This window comes from Actinoplanes teichomyceticus ATCC 31121 (assembly GCF_003711105.1).
In the GTDB taxonomy this organism is placed as follows: Bacteria; Actinomycetota; Actinomycetes; order Mycobacteriales; family Micromonosporaceae; genus Actinoplanes; species Actinoplanes teichomyceticus.
This window is the reverse complement of sequence record NZ_CP023865.1, coordinates 216164-233032: the sequence shown is the minus strand read 5'-3', so window position 1 is coordinate 233032 and position 16869 is coordinate 216164. Positions and strand designations below refer to the sequence as shown.

The window sequence follows — 16869 nt, the reverse complement described above, 5'->3', positions numbered from 1 at the left end:
ACAGCCTAGGCCGCACCTCAGGCCCAGACCTTCTGCGGCTCGCTGCGCCGCTGCGCCAGACTCGGGGCGCGGTCGTACTCCCGGACGACCTCGTAACGGGTGTTGCGCTCGACCGGCTGGAAACCGGCGTCCCAGATCAGCTCCAGCAGGTCGTCACGGTGCATGGTGCTCGGCGTGCCGTACGAGTCGGCGTCGTGGGTGATCTTGTATTCCACGACCGAGCCGTCCAGGTCGTCGGCGCCGAAGTTGAGCGAGAGCTGGGCGACCGACAGCCCGTGCATGACCCAGAAGCACTTGACGTGCGGCACGTTGTCGAACAGCAGCCGGGAGACCGCGAACGTCTTGAGCGACTCGGCCGGCGCGGCCATCGTGGTGCGCTCCTGGATCCGGTTACGGATCTTGCCGTCCTGCGAGTCGACGAAGTCGTGCTGGTAGCGCAGCGGGATGAAGACCGCGAAGCCACCGGTCTCGTCCTGCAGCTCACGCAGTCGCAGCACGTGATCGACCCGGTGCCGGGGCTCCTCGATGTGCCCGTAGAGCATGGTGGCCGGCGTCTTCATGCCCTTCTGGTGGGCCAGCCGGTGGATCCGCGACCAGTCCTCCCAGTGGCAGTCGTGGTCGACGATGTGCTGCCGGACCTCCCAGTCGAAGATCTCGGCGCCGCCGCCGGTCAGCGACTCCAGCCCGGCGTCCATCAGCTCGTCGAGGATCTCGCTGGCGGAACGGCCGCTGATCTTCTCGAACCACTGCACCTCGGTGGCTGTGAAGCACTTGAGCTTGACGTTCGGCAGCGCCGCCTTCAGCTCGCGCAGCACCTTGGGGTAGTAGCGCCAGGGCAGCGACGGGTGCAGGCCGTTGACGATGTGCAGCTCGGTGAGCTGCTCGTCCTCCATCTCCTTGGCCTTGCGGACGGCCTCGTCGATGCGCATCGTGTAGGCGTCCTTCTCCCCCGGCTTGCGCTGGAAGGAGCAGTACGCACAACTGGCCGAGCAGACGTTGGTGAGGTTCAGGTGCCGGTTGACGTTGAACATCACCCGGTCACCGTTGAGCTCGGTGCGCCGGTGGTGGGCCAGCCGGCCGAGCCAGGCCAGGTCGTCGCTCTCGTAGAGCGCGATGCCGTCCGCGCGGCTGAGCCGCTCACCGGCGTAGACCTTCGCCTCGAGCTCACGCTTCAGTCCGGCATCCATGCGCGCCCCTTTCCCGTCGTCGCGGTCGAGGGTACGTGCCCGGTCCGACAACCGGCACGGCGACGGGCGGGGTGGTGTCACGCCGCACCGACCGGCGCCCACCTCGGCCAGCCGCGACGACGCACCTCATCGGCAAGTTGAGAAATTCTCAGGGTCCTTTCATCTTCTTTCGATCGACAGCGGTGCTCCGCCTGGGGTATGAACCTTTGAGAATGACTAGCGGCGGTCGGCGACCGGCGCGGACGGGGAGCTCATGTCGAAGGCACTGCGAAACGGATCCGGTACCTCACGCTCCGTGCAGACGCGACTTCGCCCGGTTCTCTATTCGGCGGCTGTCGCGGCGGCACTGGCGGCACTGTTCCAGCCGATCCCGGCCATGGCGGCGCCCGGTGACGGTCAGGTCGTCACCGCCGGCGTGCCGGACTCCGGGTCACGCCCGACGGCGCTGGGCGCCCTCGTGCTGCCCAACACGCCGATCGCCACCACCACGACCAGCACCATCCCGGGCTCCGCCACCAACCCGGTCCTGCAGCAGATCGAGAAGGGCCGGCTGGCGGTCGACCAGCTCGGCGACCAGCTGCTCACGGTGAAGGCCGACCGCGACCTCGCGCAGGCGCAGGTCGCCGCCGCCCAGCAGCGGGTGATCGACGCGCAGGCCGCTCTCGGCCAGGCGCAGACCGACGCGGTGGCCGCCGCCGACCTGGCGATGCAGCAGGCCGCCGCGGTTCCACCGGGCGCCCTCGACTCCGGCCTGATCGGTCTCGACCAGCTCGCCCGCCTGGAGCGCGGCGAGACCCCGACCGACGACGCCGCGGCCCGCCGCCTGGAGGCCGCGCAGATCGCCGCACAGATCGCGCTCGACGAGCAGACCACCGCCACCCGGAAGCACCAGCAGCTGGTCGGGCAGTACACCAGGCTGAACGCGCAGCTGGTCCAGAAGCAGGCGGCCCAGCAGAAGCTGGAGGACGCCCACCGCGACGAGCTGAACGCCGCCGAGGCGTCCGCGACCGCGACCGACCAGGCACTCGGCGCGGGATACCTGGCGGGCAGCACGGCCGGCCGGGGCGCCGACCCGCGGGCCGTCCGGGCCCTGCAGTTCGCACTGGCCCAGCGCGGCGACCCGTACGTCTGGTCCGAGGAGGGCCCGGACGCGTACGACTGCTCCGGCCTGATGTGGGCGGCGTACCACGAGGCCGGCTTCCCGCTGGTCCGCGTCTCCCGCGACCAGTACTGGCAGACCCGGAACAAGGTGGTCGACCGCTACTCCCTGCTCCCCGGCGACCTGCTGTTCTTCAGCTACTCCAACAGCTGGACCGGCATCCACCACGTGGCCATGTACGCCGGCGACGGCATGATGGTCGAGGCCCCGCGCACCGGCCTGAACGTCCGCCTCGTCCCGGTCCGGTGGAGCCGCCTCTTCCAGGCCACCCGCGTGTTCGGCGCGGTCGAGGGCGGGGTGAGCGACGTGCCTCTCGGCTCGCCCGACCCGGAGGAACCGGTGACCACCACCCCGACCCGGACGGCCTCGCCCAAGCCGTCGGCCACCACCAAGACGCCGAAGCCGTCCACCACGACCAAGACGCCGAAGCCCTCCGGTACGACCACCAAGCCGTCCAACCCTGGCTCGTCCAGCCCCGGCACCGGTCCGTCCACACCGACCCAGCCGAGCACGCCGGCCACGACCCCGGCGCCCAGCACCTCGTCGAGCACGTCGCCGGCCCCGGAGCCGAGTTCGTCGCAGACCCCGCAGTCGCCGGCCGAGTCGAGTTCGTCCGCTTCGGCCACACAGTCCTCGGCGGTGGCCACGAAGACGACCGAGCCGGCCAAGACGACCGAGCCGGCCAAGACGACCGAGCCGACGAAGACCGCCGAGTCGACGAAGTCGTCCACGGCGGCCTCGACCTCCACCTCGTCCGCCGGGTAAACGGATCGGAACCCGTCTCGTGGATCGCCGCCGCGGCCCACGGGACGGGAACGGGTCCGGAAATCACGCGACAAGGCATTCGCAAACGTTCGAACTGCTCATCGTCCCTTCGGCCGATTAGTCGTAGGGTTGGTCGGGTCGATGCAGGGTGCGTTCACACCGACTGATGTGGCACGGTTAAGGTCAGCGACCGACGTCCGAAAACCGTCGGCAGCCCCGCGGTCGGGAGGACCCATGGACGAGCAGCAGGCGACCAGGGACGGCGCGAGTTCCACGCCGTCGCCCGCCCAGCCGCCCGCCGACCGGACCGGCGGCTTCATGCCGCCACCACCCCCCGCGCCGGGCCCGCTGTGGGCGGCCACCGCCCCGAAACCCGGCGCGGTCTCCGCGTCCACCCCGGTTCCCGCCGCGCCCGCGACCGGCACCGCCCCGGTCTCCGCAGCTCCCGCCACCGGCACCGCCCCGGTCTCCGCAGCTCCCGCCACCGCCCCGGTCTCCGCAACCGGCACCGCCCCGGTCCCCGCGGCTCCCGCCACCGGCACCGCCCCGGTCTCCGCAGCTCCCGCCACCGCCCCGGTCTCCGCGACCGGCACCGCCCCGGTCTCCGCGGCTCCCGCAACCGGCACCGCCGGGCCGCGACTCGGTGAGCCGGCTGTTGAGCCGGCCGGCCCGGCGAGCCCTAAGGCCGGGGATCCGACGCCCGCCGGACCGGAACCTGCCGCCCCGGAACCTGCCAGGCCGGAACCCGGCGAACCCGAGCCGACCGACCCGGAACCCGGCGACCCGCAACCGACCAACCCGGAACCCGGCGACCCGCAACCGACCAACCCGGAACCCGGCGACCCCACACCGGGCGAACCGCGGCCATCCGAACCGCAGCCGGGCGGCCCCGAGCCGGACGAGCCCCGACCGAGCGAGCCGCGCCCGGTCCCGGCTCCCCCACGCCCCGCCGAGCCGAAACCGGCTGAACCGAAACCCGGCGAGCCGAAGCCGGCTGAGCCCATCCCGGCCCGTCCGGAGCCTGGGCCGACGCCTCCGGAGCCGGTGCACCCCGGCCCGGTCGAGCCTGTACCGGCGCGCCCGGAGCCGATCAAGCCGCCTCCCGGCCCGATCCCGGGTCCGCAGCCGAGCCCCTTCCCCACGCCGGAGCCCGAGCCACGGCCGGCGCCCGTTCCGCCCGCGCCCGATCCGTACCCGCCGAGCCCCGTTCCGCCCGGTCCCGGCCCCTCGCCGGTCCCGCCGATGCCGGCGCCCAGCCCGGTCCCGCCCGGGCCCGGACCGTCCCCGGTCCCGCCCGGACCGGCGCCGAGCCCGGTCCCCGGTCCGCCCGGACCGAGTCCGGTGCCCGCACCACCCGGACCGAGTCCGGTGTTCCCGCCGCCCCCGGTGATCGGGAACGGCCTGCCCTCGTACACGATGCCGCCGGAGGGCGGCGGCCCGACGGGAGTCCTTCCGCCCATGTCCTACGGCACCCCCGGTTTCCCACCCGCCCCGGGAAACAGCGACATGACCCAGCCGGTCAACCTCGCGGCCGCCGGAACCACCGCCCCGAACCCCGACCTGACCATGCCCCTGTCGGCCGCCGCCGCGAATTCCGGCGACCGCACCATGCCGGTGGCCACCTCCGACCACAGCGACATGACCATGCCGGTCACGATGACGGCGCCGAGCAGCGGCGACATGACCATGCCGGTCAGCATGACGGCGCCGGGCAGCGGCGACATGACCATGCCGGTGAACCTGCACACATCCAACATCGACGCGACGATGCCGGTGAACGTCGTGACGCCGCCCCAGCAGACCGTGCCGGGCCAGCGCGGCCACTCCGGACAGATCGCGCCCGGCACGCTGTACGGCACCGGCGGCTACCCGTCGATCGACATGACCATGCCGGTGAGCAACCCGGTGGAGAACTCCGGCTCGCTGACCGGGCACATCCTGGCCCAGGGCTGGCACGACGCGCCGATCGAGCAGCGCCGCGGCAACTTCAAGGTGGTGCTGGCCATGCTGATCGTGCTGGGCCTGCTGGTGACGGTCAGCCTGGTGTTCGTGTTCACCGTCGGTGACAGCTTCAGCGACATGCTGAAGGGCATCTCGGGCTGATCCGGCGCCCTCTCGTCACCGCCCTGGTCATTGTCGCCCGGGGACCCCTGCCCTAAGCTGGCGAGGTTGTGCTCTTCAGGTGAGCCTGCCCACTACCCGACGGGAATGCGGTCGGTGGGGTAAGCGTTCACCCGTACACTTATGGCAGTTATTCACGCGGCGTGCCCCACCGGTGCACGCCACGGGCGTTCTTGCGGGCATTTCAGCGGGCGGTTCACCACCACCGCGGCGGGCCATTTCGCGAGCATGCGCCCCCGTAGAGAGGTTCTCTTGACCACTTTCGCTGACCCCAGCACGTTCCCGTCCGTATTCGACAACAGCAGCACCGAAGCGCCGGTGACCGAGGCCCCCGTCGCGGTGGCCGCCGCCGGCGAGACCCCCGTCACGGCCGAGCCGGTCACCGCCGAGACCGCCGAGCCGGTCCGCAGCTTCGCCGATCTGGGCCTGCCGTCCGAGATCGTGCGCGTCCTCAACCGTGAGGGCATCACCACTCCGTTCGAGATCCAGGCCGCGACCGTGCCGGACGCGCTGGCCGGCCGGGACGTGCTGGGCCGTGGCCAGACCGGTTCCGGCAAGACGCTCGCCTTCGGCCTGCCGGTGCTGGCCCGCACCGCCCAGGGCGGCAAGGCGCGTCCGCACCACCCCAAGGCCCTGATCCTGGTGCCGACCCGCGAGCTGGCCATGCAGGTGGCCGATTCGCTGATGCCGGTCGGTCGCGCGGTCGGCGTCTTCCTGAAGACCGCGGTCGGCGGGGTTCCGTACGACCGGCAGATGGACGCGCTGCGCCGTGGCGTCGAGGTCATCGTGGCGACGCCGGGCCGGCTCGCCGACCTGATCGAGCGTGGCGCCTGCCGGCTCGACGACGTCGAGATCACCGTGCTGGACGAGGCCGACCAGATGGCCGACATGGGCTTCCTGCCCGAGGTCACCGAGCTGCTCGCGAAGACCCCGGAGAGCGCGCAGCGCCTGCTCTTCTCGGCCACCCTGGACGGTGACGTCGACACCCTGGTCAAGCGGTTCATGCACGACCCGGTGACCCACTCGACCGCACCGGCCGAGGCCAGCGTGTCCACGATGGATCACCACCTGCTGCTGATCCCGCCGGCCGAGAAGTTCCCGATCACCGCGTCGATCGCCAGCCGGGCCGGCAAGACCATCGTCTTCGCCCGCACCCAGATGGGCGTGGACCGGTTGGTCGAGCAGCTTGCGGCGGTCGGTGTGCGGGCCGGCGCCCTGCACGGCGGCAAGACCCAGCGGGTGCGCACCCGGACCCTGGCCGAGTTCAAGGAAGGCCGGACGAACGTCCTGGTCGCCACGGACGTGGCCGCCCGCGGCATCCACGTCGACGGGATCTCCCTGGTCGTGCACGTGGACCCGCCCAAGGACCCGAAGGACTACCTGCACCGGGCCGGCCGCACGGCGCGGGCCGGCGAGTCCGGCGCGGTGGTCACCCTGGTGCTGCCCAAGCAGCGCCGCACCACCCAGGCGATGATGGCCAAGGCGGGCGTCGCGCCGGCCGAGGTCCGGGTCCGTCTCGGCGACGAGAAGCTGGCCGAGGTCACCGGCGCCCAGGAGCCGAGCGGCGTCCCGGTGGTGGACGAGCCGGAGCCGCGCCGCGAGCGGTCCGGCGGCGGCCGCCGCTTCGGCGGTGACCGTCCTCGGTACGGCGACCGCCCGCAGCGTTCGTACGGCGACCGCAACGAGCGCTTCGGCGACCGCGGGGGCTACCGCGGTGACCGGCCGGCCGGTGAGCGCGGTGGTTACGGCGAGCGTTCCGAGCGTGGCGGCTTCGACCGGCCGGGCCGTGAGCGTGGCGGCTTCGGGGAGCGGTCCGGTTACAGCGAGCGGGGCGGTTACAGCGAGCGGTCCGGCGAGCACGGGGCCACCGGCGAGCGCCGGTTCGGCGACCGGCCGCGCACCGACCGGCCGTTCGGCGACCGGGCGCGGGGCGAGCGTGCCGGCGGTGGCGAGCGGCACTTCGGCGATCGGCCGGCGCGTACCGGCGACCGGCCCTCCGGGCAGCGTCGTGACGGGCAGCGCACGGACCGCCGTGAGGGCCCGGGGCGCTTCAACCCGACCCGGCCGGCGCGCAGCCACTGATCCGTTGCCGGTCCCGGCCGGCCGCGGTGATTCACCGAACTGAACCGGAGGCCCCGGCCCGCTGACCGCGAGCCGGGGCCTCCGGTTTTCCACACGTTATCCACAGGGCGGCGGTGGTCTCGGGGCTTGGGGGCGTGGTGGGGCGGTCAGGTCGTACCGGAAGAAAACGGACGTAGCGTGACCCGCGGCGACGTCCCGGACCCGGGCCCGCGCCGCGCCCGACCGCCACGGCCCGACCGCGGCAGGCCCCTGGACCCCGGGCCCGCGCCGCGCCGAGGCGCACGGCCGTACCGCGGCACACCCGTGGACCCGGGCCCGCACCGCGCTGAGCCGTACGGCCCGCCGCGGCACACCCTGCACCCAGGCCCGCGCCGCGCTGAGGCGCACCGCCCGCCGCGGCAGACCTTGAACCGGGCCCGCGCCGCGCTGAGCCGCACGGCCCGAGCACCGCGAACCTCGACCGGCGCCGCGCTCAACCGCCGCGGCGCCGCGCTCAACCGCCGCGGTCCGACTGCGAGCCCTCGGAGCGGGCGCCTGTGCCGGGCTGTGGGAACGGCCGCGGCGGACGCCTGGAGCCGGGTGGGTATCGCCCACCGGGATCCGCACGGCCGGGCCCGGCGACCAGGCGGCGGCCGGAACGGTGCACGGATGCCGGGCTCACCGGGATCGCGTCTGCCCAGCGCAGGGCGCCGGGCCTCGCGGGGCGGGCGGATCCCGCCGGGACCACCGTGCCGGGTGGTGCGGGGCTTGCTTGCGGGGCGGGAACGCGGACGGGCAGGTAGCTTGCCGGTATGGCGGTTCTGTCTGCGGGATTGTTCTGGGAACGCCGGGATGTTCCCGGCAGCGAGCACGTGCGCCTGAACGCGGAGAACGGGCTCTACGCGCAGGGCACCGCGCTGGCGGCCGGGCCGGTCGCGTTCGCCTGCCACTACGAGGTCCAGACGGATCCGGGCTGGGTGACCGTGGAGGTGGACGTGCGGACCGAGGGGGCCGGCTGGGCGCGCGGGGTGCGGCTGGAACTGGCCGCCGGGCGTTGGCGGGTCACCACCTCCGAGCAGGGCGATCTCGATGCGGCGCTGGTCGCGGCCGGGCACGCGCGGGCCGGGCTGCCCGGGATCGAGGACCCGGACCTGCTGTACGGGGCGTTCGACGTGGATGTGAGTGGGTCGCCGCTGACCAACACGCTGCCGATCCACCGGCTGCGCCTGCTGGACAGCGAGGTCGGCGTCTCGCACCGGCTGAGCGTGGCGTGGGTGCTGGTACCGAGCCTGGAGGTGGTGCAGGCGGACCAGATCTACACGCCGCTGGGCGACAACCGGGTGCGGTTCGCGAGCGAGACCTTCGCCGCCGATCTGACGGTCGACGACGACGGCTTCGTCATCGACTATCCGGGGCTGGCGCGGCGGATCACACCCGGTCCCGGATCCAGCTGAGGCAGGCCCGGTCCACCGACGCGAAGGATCTGCCGTACGCGGTACGCGCCGCCTCGTCCGGCTTCTTGGCTTCGCGCAGCACCAGGTCGGTGAACTTCAGCATCCGGCGCTCACCGAACTTGGCGGCCATGCACGCGGTCGCGTAATGCCCCATCGCGTAGATCGTGTTCACCGTCAGATCGTCCGCGTCGTCGGGCAGCGGCGGCACGGCGATGCTCTTCGGTACCCCGCGCTCCCGGAACACCGCGGCGAGCACGTCACGGTTCCCGGTCTCCTGCGGTGCGCGGGGCTGCGCGCCGATGTACTCGGCCACCCCCTCGACCAGCCACTGGTCGTCGCTGGTCTCCCAGTGCCCGCCGGCCAGGGTGATCACGTGCGCCAGCTCGTGCTGGATGGTGACCGCCAGCTGGCGCGGGTCGGTGCTGCCCCGGGCGCGCAGGATGACGTCGCCGCCGGTCGAGTTGAGCGGCATCTCGTACCCGATGACCCATTTCTCGTCGATGCCGCCGTACCAGTTCTTCCAGCCCTTCTCGTCGGCGACGTAGACGCGGTAGCGGGGCTGCGGGTTGTGCACGTAGCCGGCGTACCGGTCGGCCACCCCGGCGGCCTTCTCGGCCAGCGCCAGCACCTGCTTGAGCCGCTTGGCCTGACCGCTCGGCCCGGCCACGATGACGCGCCGGCCGGTCACGAACGTCAGCTTCCGGTTGTCCCACGGCGCCGGTTGCAGATGATTGTGCTGCACGCCGGCCGCGTCGTTCAGGTCGACGATCGACCACTGGCCGCGGACCTGCTGGAACGTCAGCCGGTAGGTCGCCTTGGCGGGGCCCTCGTCGTAGTCGTCGCGCCAGGCGGGGCAGGCGACGCCGGAGAGGCAGTAGCCGAGCGCGGCCTGCACCACCACCTTGGTCGCGGTGGTCCCCGCCAGCTTGTCGGCGTGGATTTCGGCGTGGCTGATCTGTAGCGCGCGCAGGTTCCGGTACATCGTCCGATATCGGGTGACCAGCGCCTTCCGGGCCGGATCCACCGGCGACATCCAGGTCTTCTCGTCTCCTGAGACCAGGGCGTCCGCCTGCTTCCGCAGCCGCTGGAGGACGATGGCGAACGGGGTCGGCGGGCGGGTCGGCTGCGCGGCGGCGCCGGCCTTCGCGGGCTCGGCGGGGTGCGGCCACCGGACAGCGGCTCCGGCGGCGGCCGCCAGCACGATCGCGGCCAGGGCGGCCAGGATGGCGGGTTTCCGGGTCCGGCGGGGCGCGGGCGCCGGGCCGGACCAGGGGCCCGGCGCGGGCGGAGCCGGCCAGGGGCCGGGGGCGGGCCACGCGCTCGGGGCGGGCCAGGGTTGCGGCGCGGCGCTCGGGGCCGGCCACGGTTGCGGCGCGGCGCTCGGGGCCGGCCACGGTTGCGGCGCGGCGCTCGGTGCCGGCCACGGTTGCGGCGCGGCGCTCGGTGCCGGCCACGGTTGCGGCGCGGCGCTCGGTGCCGGCCCCGGTTGCGGCGCGGCGCTCGGTGCCGGCCACGGTTGCGGCGCGGCGCGAGCAGGCCGGGGTTGCGGACCGGCATCCGGCGCGATCCGGGGCTTCGGCACGGGCGGGTGCTGCGGCACGGGCGGGTGCTGCGGCGCGGCCGGGTGCTGCGGCGCGGTTCCCGGCTGCCGTACGGCCGCGAGCGATGGTTCGTCCACGGCCGGGATCTAATCACGGCCTGTCGATGCGACCGGGCCCGGCCAGACGCCGTCCCGGAGAAAACGCTCGATCGTGGCGGCGTACGGCGCCAGCTCCAGTCCCTGCGCGGCCACCCAGTCGTCGGAGTAGTAGGTGTGCGCGTACCGTTCGCCGCCGTCACAGATCAGGGTGACCACCGAACCGGTGCGCCCGGCCCGGAGCATCTCGGCGATCAGTCCGAACGCGCCCCACAGGTTCGTGCCGGTGGACCCGCCGAGCCGCCGGCCCAGGACGGCCGACCCGGCCCGCATCGCGGCGAGCGAGGCGGCGTCCGGCACCTGCACCATCCGGTCGACCACGGCCGGCTGGAAGGACGGCTCCACCCGGGGGCGGCCGATACCCTCGATCCGGGAGCCCGTCCCGGTCACCACGCTCCAGTCGCCGGCGACATAAGCCTGCCAGAACGCCGAGCCCTCGGGGTCGACAACGCAGACCTTGGTGGGGAAGCGGCGGTAGCGCGCGTACCGTCCGATGGTGGCGCTGGTGCCGCCGGTGCCGGCGCCGATCACGATCCAGCTCGGCACCGGGTGGCGCTCCAGGGCGAGCTGGCTGTAGATCGACTCGGCGATGTTGTTGTTGCCGCGCCAGTCGGTGGCGCGCTCGGCGTGGGTGAACTGGTCCATGAAGTGGCCGTCCAGGTTGGCGGCGAGCCGCTGCGCCTCGGCGACCACCGTGGTGGGATCGGACACCAGGTGACACCGGCCACCCTGGAATTCGATCAGCGCGATCTTCTCGGGCGAGGTGGCGGCCGGCATCACCGCGATGAACGGCAATCCGAGCATTCGGGCGAAATAGGCCTCACTCACCGCAGTCGATCCGGACGAGGCCTCCACGACCGTGGTGCGTGGGCCGATCCAGCCATTGCACAGGGCGTACAGGAAAAGCGACCGTGCCAGACGGTGCTTGAGTGAACCGGTGGGGTGCGAGGACTCGTCCTTGAGGTACAGGTCGATGCCCCAGGCGGCCGGCAGGGGGAAGGGCAGCAGGTGGGTGTCGGCGGAGCGGTTGGCATCCGCCTCGACCGCGGCGATCGCCTCACGAGCCCAGTCCCGGGCAGCGTCGTCGGAACGGTCCAGCATGCCGCTCATCTCAGCCCGCGCTGGGCTGCGGCCGGTTCTCCCACTTGGTGGAGAGCGCGATGGCGGTACGGGTGGAGGCCACGCCGGGCGTCCGGTTGATCCGGACGATCAACTGCTCGAGTTCCGCGATCGTCCCAACCCGGACGGTGAGCTGGTACGACTCCACCCCGGCCATGAAATAGCAGCTCTCCACCTCGGGCATCGCACGCACCGCGGCAAGCACGTCGTCGGTGTCCGCGCCGGAGTCCTCGACGATGCCGATCAGGGCGGTCACGCCGAGCCCGACCGCCTCGTGGTCGACGTCGGCTCGGTATCCGCGGATGGTGCCGGCTGCCTCGAGCTTACCCACTCGCTCGTGCACCGCGGGGGCGGAGAGCCCGACCTTGCGTGCCAGCTCGGCATACGACGAGCGCGCGTTCTCCCGTAGCAGGTCGATCAGCCGGAGGTCGATGGAGTCCATGCCTGAAACCCTAATCGGGTGGCTCCTCGGCACTCACGCCCGGTAGCGGCGAATGGGAGGCAGGATAATGATCGTTGTCGCAATCGGGGCTTTTTCCGCATTTCACGGACTTGGTTCAGGGGCGGTGCTCTAATGGCTTTACGTCCCGATCGAGCATGCCGACACTCACCGTGACCACCGGCCGCTCCAGAAACCCGAACCGAGGAGGGGGTTGTGGACACTGGAGACCGTCTGCTGACGCCGGGCGAGGTGGCCGCATTGTTTCGCGTCGATCCGAAAACGGTCACACGCTGGGCTGCGGCCGGGCGTATCGGCAGCATCCGTACTCCTGGTGGACACCGCCGATTCCGCGAGTCCGAAGTCAAGGCCCTGCTTGAGGGCGATGGTGTGATCGAGGAAATGCGTGAGGACGACGCGGCCAACAAGCCGCGCAACACCGGCCCGGCCAACCCGGGCGGGGGGTACGGCCCGCCGAACGGTCTGCGCTAGCGCTCACCGAGTCGTCCGCTCCACCGCCGCATCAGGGTGTGCGGAACACCCAGCGAGTCCAGCACCTTGCCTGCCACGAAGTCGACGAGTTGCTGTGCGGTGGCGTCTGCCCCGGACCCGTAGAAGCCGGGGCTGGCCGGCAGCACCACCGCACCGGCGTCGTGCAGGGCGATCAGATGCTCCAGGTGGCTGCGCGTCACCGGCGTCTCCCGCGGCACCACCACGGTCCGCCGCCGCTCCTTCAGGTTGACCTCGGCGGCCCGCTGCAACAGGTCCTTGGAGAGCCCGATGGCGATCCCGGCGCAGGCCGCCGTGCTGGCCGGCACCACCGCCATCCCGCGCGCCGGGTACGACCCGCTGCTCGGCCCGGCGGCCAGGTCACCGGCCGGCCAGTAGGCCAGGTCACCGAGGTCGCGGGCCAGCCAGGCGGAGACGTCGTCCTTCCAGTGCGCGTCCCGGATCGTCGCGCCGGTCTCGTCGAGCAGAGTGAGCCGGGCGGCCCGGGAGACGACCAGGTCGACGGACTCACCGGCATCGATGAGCGCGGTGATCACCGCCCGGGCGTAGGGGGTGCCGGAGGCTCCGGAGACACCGATGATCCAGGGTTGGCGCATGCCTTCCAGTGTCCGCCAATGGCCGGCCCGGTCACGCCGGGGCCGGGGCCGCACCGGACCGCACGCCGCGTGCCGCCGCTCACGGAGCCGGCGCCGCACCGAACCGCACGCCGCCGCTCACGGAGCCAACGCCGCACCGAACCGCACGCCGCCGCTCACGGAGCCGGCGCCGCACCGAACCGCACGCCGCGTGCCGCCGCTCACGGAGCCGGCGCCGCACCGAACCGCACGCCCGGCGCCGCCGGTCACCGCAGGATCAGGTCGAGCAGCGCGAAGACGAACAGCGCGATGCCGATGAAACCGTTGGCGGTGAAGAACGCCCGGTTGACCTTGGACAGGTCGGTCGGAGTGACCACCACGTGCTGGTAGATCAGGCCGCCCGCGGTCAGCGCCAGCCCGATCCACCAGAGCCAGCCCAGCCCGACCCACTGGCCGAACCAGACGAACAGCGCGAACGCCACCACGTGCGTGACGGTGGAGATGTGCAGGGCGGTGGCCACCCCGAACCGGGCCGGCGTGGAGTGCACCCCGATCCGGCGATCCACCTCGACGTCCTGGCAGGCGTAGATGATGTCGAAGCCGCCGATCCACAGGCCGACGGCGACGCCGAGCACCCAGGCCGGGCCGGAGCCGGTGAACGTGCCGGTGATCGCCAGCCAGGCCCCGACCGGGGCGACCGCCTGGGCCAGGGCGAGCACGTAGTGCGGGAAGTTGGTGAACCGCTTCGCGTACGGGTAGATCACCAGCGGGATCACCGCCAGCGGCGACAGGACCAGGCACAGCGGGTTGAGCAGCGCGGCCGCGGCGATCAGCACCACCAGCGAGATCAGCGCGCCGGTCCAGGCCGTCCGGACACTCACCGCCCCGGTGACGAGCTCCCGATTCTGCGTACGCGGGTTGAGCGCGTCGATCCTGCGGTCCAGGATCCGGTTCGCGGCCATCGCGAACGTACGCCCGGCCACCATGGCGACCGTGACCAGCACCAGGTCGCCCCAGTGCCGTCCGGTGCCGTCCCGGTCGATCGCGACCAGCGCGGACAGGTAGGCGAACGGCAGCGCGAACACCGAGTGTTCGATCATCACCAGCCGCAGGAAGGATTTCACCTTTCCGGGCCGTTCCGGTGCCACCGCGGTCATATGCCGTATTCCTTCCAGCGCTTGTCCACCAGGCTCGTGACCTCCGGACTCATCACCATCTCCTCCGGCCAGCCGCGGGTGTAACCCTCGGCGGGCAGCTTACGGGTGGCGTCGACGCCCGCCTTGCCGCCCCAGAACTGCTGGTACGACGAGTGGTCCAGGTGGTCCACCGGCCCCTCGGTGAGCAGCAGGTCCCGGGCGTAGTCGACGTTGCCGAAGGCACGGAACGCGACCTCGGCGTAGTCGTGCACGTCGCAGTCCTCGTCCACCACCACGATGAGCTTGGTCAGCGACATGAGGTGGGCGCCCCAGATCGCGTTCATCACCTTCTGCGCGTGCTTGGGGTAGCGCTTGCGGATGGAGACGATCAGGCAGTTGTGGAAGACACCGGCGGCCGGCATGTCGTAGTCGACGATGTCCGGGATCAGCAGCTTGGCCAGCGGCAGGAAGATCCGCTCGGTGGCCTTGCCGAGACCGTGGTCCTCCTGCGGCGGCTTGGACGTGACGATCGAGTGGTAGACCGGGTCCTTACGCATGGTCATGCACTCGATGTGCAGCACCGGGAACGGCTCGACCGGGGTGTAGAAGCCGGTGTGGTCGCCGAACGGCCCCTCCGGTTGCCGCTCCCCCGGCTCCAGGTAGCCCTCCAGGATGACCTGCGCGTTCGCCGGGACCTGCAGCGGCACGGTGACGCAGTCCACCATTTCGACCCGCTCACCGCGCAGGAAACCGGCGAACATGTACTCGTCGATGTCGCCGGGCAGCGGCGCGCTGGCCGCGTAGCAGACCACCGGGTCCGCGCCGATCGCCACGGCCACCGGAAGGCGCTGCCCGAGTCGCTCGGCGACCGCGTGGTGCGCGGTGGAGTCCTTGTGGATCTGCCAGTGCATGCCCAGCGTGTTCCGCGAGTGCTGCTGCAACCGGTACAGGCCCAGGTTGCGCTTGCCGGTCTCCGGGTGCTTGGTGTGGGTGAGCCCGAAGTTGTGGAAGATCCCGCCGTCGCCGGGCCAGACCTGCAGGCCGGGCAGCCGGTTCAGATCCACCTGGTCGCCGGAGAGCACGACCTCCTGGCAGGGCGCGACCTTGACCTTCTTCGGCGGCAGGGACTTGAGCTGCAGCACCTTGCCCATGCCCTCGCGGATCCCGGACCAGCCGACCGGCAGCTCCGGCTTGACCAGGTCGCCGATCCGGGCGCCGATCTCGTCGAGGGAGTCGACCCCGAGCGCCATCGCCATCCGCTTCTCGGTGCCGAACAGGTTGATCGCCACCGGCATCGCACCGCGGGTCGGCTTCTCGAAGAGCAGCGCCGGGCCGCCGGCGCGCACGGTGCGGGTGACCACCTCGCTGATCTCCAGCGTCGGATCCACCGGGACGGTGACCCGGCGCAGCTCACCGGCGGATTCCAGGGCGGCGAGAAAACTCTGCAGATCGGCATAGGGAAACCCACGAGGCGCCATGACCCACAGTCTGGCACCGCTGCGGCCCTCACCGGAGTTCAGGTCCGTCACGTTTGATCCGCGCCTCACGTTGAGGACAACGTGCGGCGACGGAGCGTGGCGAGGTGGTGGGCCCTGATCGGGCTGCTGGCCGGCGGCGCCGGCGCCGCGCCGGCGAGCTCCGCGCGACCGGACCGGCTCCCGGTCTGCCGTGCGAGCGGCCCGGCGCCCAGCCGGCCACCGTCCGGCCCGGCGGCGGTGTCGGCGCCGGGCGCGTGCCGGGCCGCCGTTCCGGAGTCCTCGGTACGCACCGGCCGGCCCGGCTTCACCCCGAGCGGATACCACCACCTGGGCGCCGGCACGAGCACCGAGTGGAGTGGTGTCTCCGGGCGGTTCGCCGTGGTGGACGGCTCGATCCGGCCCGACACCTACGACTTCGTCGCCGGCCGGTTCATGGTGAAGCGTGACCTGGGCAAGGGTGAGATCGCCTGGCTGGAGGCGGGCTGGTCGGAGACCGGGTGGGCGTCGCCGGGCCGGCCGCACGTCTACACCTTCAACACCAACACCAAGTCGTGGCAGTTCTACGACCAGTACCCGATCAAACCGGGCGACACGGTCTGGCTGGACCTGCACACCGATGCCGACGGTGTCTGGCAGGCCTGGCTGTGGTGGAACAACCGGTGGAACCTGCTCACCGCGCAGAAGCTGCCGATCGGGAGCACCGCCCTCGTCGAGCAGTACGTCGAGGTGCACGTGGACGCCAGCAAGCCGGGACTCATCCAGGTGCCGCCGGTGAAGGTGGACAACGTGCAGCTGCGCCCGCCCGGGGGCGGGCCGTCCCGGTTCTGGCGCGAGGACGTCGGCACGCTGACCGGGGTGAGCCCGGGTCAGCAGCAGCGCAGCGGCGGCTTCTGCCTGGACTGGGTGACCCGTTACGACACCTGGAACGCCGGGGACTGCCCGGACCCGGCGCCGGCCCCGGTCGAGCCGGGTCCCGCCGCCACCCCGGCCGAGCCGCGACCGGTCGGAGCCCGGGCGAAGGCGGGAGCCGCCACCACCCGGGCGAAGTCACGCCCGGCCGCCCGGGCCGAGCGCGTGCCCACGGCCGGCCGGGTCGGGGTGCGGCGCTCCGGCGGCCGGGACGAGCCGCGACCCCCCGGCGCCGGCCGCTGATCGACCCGCGCCGGGGC

Annotated in this window: 13 protein-coding genes; 6 read left to right on the top strand and 7 right to left on the bottom strand. The window is 72.4% G+C overall.

Features of this window, described 5'->3' with window-relative positions; genetic code table 11:
- Positions 1–17 precede the first annotated feature (17 nt).
- A complete protein-coding gene (gene mqnE / locus ACTEI_RS01035; protein ID WP_122975914.1) occupies positions 18–1187 on the bottom strand; it encodes an aminofutalosine synthase MqnE in 1170 nt (389 codons plus the stop codon).
- A gap of 295 nt (positions 1188–1482) precedes the next feature.
- Between mqnE and ACTEI_RS01030 the strand changes: the two genes are divergently transcribed.
- The 4 genes from ACTEI_RS01030 to ACTEI_RS01015 all read left to right on the top strand — a co-directional run bounded on the left by ACTEI_RS01030 (position 1483) and on the right by ACTEI_RS01015 (position 8747).
- Entirely contained in the window at positions 1483–3111 is a 1629-nt protein-coding gene (locus tag ACTEI_RS01030; RefSeq protein ID WP_239082526.1) for a C40 family peptidase, read from the top strand.
- A 1458-nt stretch (positions 3112–4569) separates the two neighbouring features.
- Positions 4570–5214 carry a hypothetical protein gene (locus ACTEI_RS01025; protein ID WP_145830789.1) on the top strand — a complete coding sequence of 215 codons (645 nt, stop codon included), beginning with the start codon at positions 4570–4572 and terminating at the stop codon, positions 5212–5214.
- A gap of 270 nt (positions 5215–5484) precedes the next feature.
- The gene (locus ACTEI_RS01020; RefSeq protein WP_122975911.1) at positions 5485–7314 is read left to right on the top strand and encodes a DEAD/DEAH box helicase; all 1830 of its coding nucleotides are present in this window, start codon (positions 5485–5487) and stop codon (positions 7312–7314) included.
- A 791-nt stretch (positions 7315–8105) separates the two neighbouring features.
- Positions 8106–8747, top strand: a complete 642-nt coding sequence (locus ACTEI_RS01015) for a putative glycolipid-binding domain-containing protein (protein WP_122975910.1) — start codon at positions 8106–8108, stop codon at positions 8745–8747.
- Here ACTEI_RS01015 and ACTEI_RS01010 read toward each other — a convergent pair.
- From ACTEI_RS01010 to ACTEI_RS01000, 3 genes are all read right to left on the bottom strand, one after another.
- Entirely contained in the window at positions 8722–9948 is a 1227-nt protein-coding gene (locus tag ACTEI_RS01010) for a M1 aminopeptidase family protein (RefSeq protein WP_122975909.1), read from the bottom strand. The genes ACTEI_RS01015 and ACTEI_RS01010 overlap by 26 nt on opposite strands.
- 486 nt (positions 9949–10434) lie before the next feature.
- A complete protein-coding gene (gene cds1, locus ACTEI_RS01005) occupies positions 10435–11544 on the bottom strand; it encodes an L-cysteine desulfhydrase Cds1 (RefSeq protein WP_372443281.1) in 1110 nt (369 codons plus the stop codon).
- A 10-nt stretch (positions 11545–11554) separates the two neighbouring features.
- Complete coding sequence (locus ACTEI_RS01000; RefSeq protein ID WP_122975907.1) at positions 11555–12004, bottom strand: Lrp/AsnC family transcriptional regulator; 450 nt, start codon at positions 12002–12004, stop codon at positions 11555–11557.
- A 213-nt stretch (positions 12005–12217) separates the two neighbouring features.
- On the opposite strand from ACTEI_RS01000, the gene ACTEI_RS00995 reads away from it, so the two are divergent.
- A complete protein-coding gene (locus ACTEI_RS00995) occupies positions 12218–12493 on the top strand; it encodes a BldC family transcriptional regulator (protein WP_122975906.1) in 276 nt (91 codons plus the stop codon).
- Here the strand turns inward: ACTEI_RS00995 and ACTEI_RS00990 are convergent.
- The 3 genes from ACTEI_RS00990 to ACTEI_RS00980 all read right to left on the bottom strand — a co-directional run bounded on the left by ACTEI_RS00990 (position 12490) and on the right by ACTEI_RS00980 (position 15700).
- Positions 12490–13107: a UbiX family flavin prenyltransferase gene (locus ACTEI_RS00990; RefSeq protein WP_122975905.1), complete on the bottom strand. Its 618-nt coding sequence runs from the start codon at positions 13105–13107 to the stop codon at positions 12490–12492. The genes ACTEI_RS00995 and ACTEI_RS00990 overlap by 4 nt on opposite strands.
- A 245-nt stretch (positions 13108–13352) precedes the next feature.
- Complete coding sequence (gene mqnP / locus ACTEI_RS00985; RefSeq protein WP_122975904.1) at positions 13353–14243, bottom strand: menaquinone biosynthesis prenyltransferase MqnP; 891 nt, start codon at positions 14241–14243, stop codon at positions 13353–13355.
- On the bottom strand, positions 14240–15700 hold the full coding sequence (locus tag ACTEI_RS00980) for a menaquinone biosynthesis decarboxylase (protein ID WP_122975903.1): 1461 nt from the start codon (positions 15698–15700) through the stop codon (positions 14240–14242). Before ACTEI_RS00980 ends, mqnP begins: the two co-directional genes overlap by 4 nt.
- Positions 15701–15781: 81 nt before the next feature.
- On the opposite strand from ACTEI_RS00980, the gene ACTEI_RS37960 reads away from it, so the two are divergent.
- The gene (locus ACTEI_RS37960) at positions 15782–16852 is read left to right on the top strand and encodes a hypothetical protein (protein ID WP_239082525.1); all 1071 of its coding nucleotides are present in this window, start codon (positions 15782–15784) and stop codon (positions 16850–16852) included.
- Positions 16853–16869: the final 17 nt, after the last annotated feature.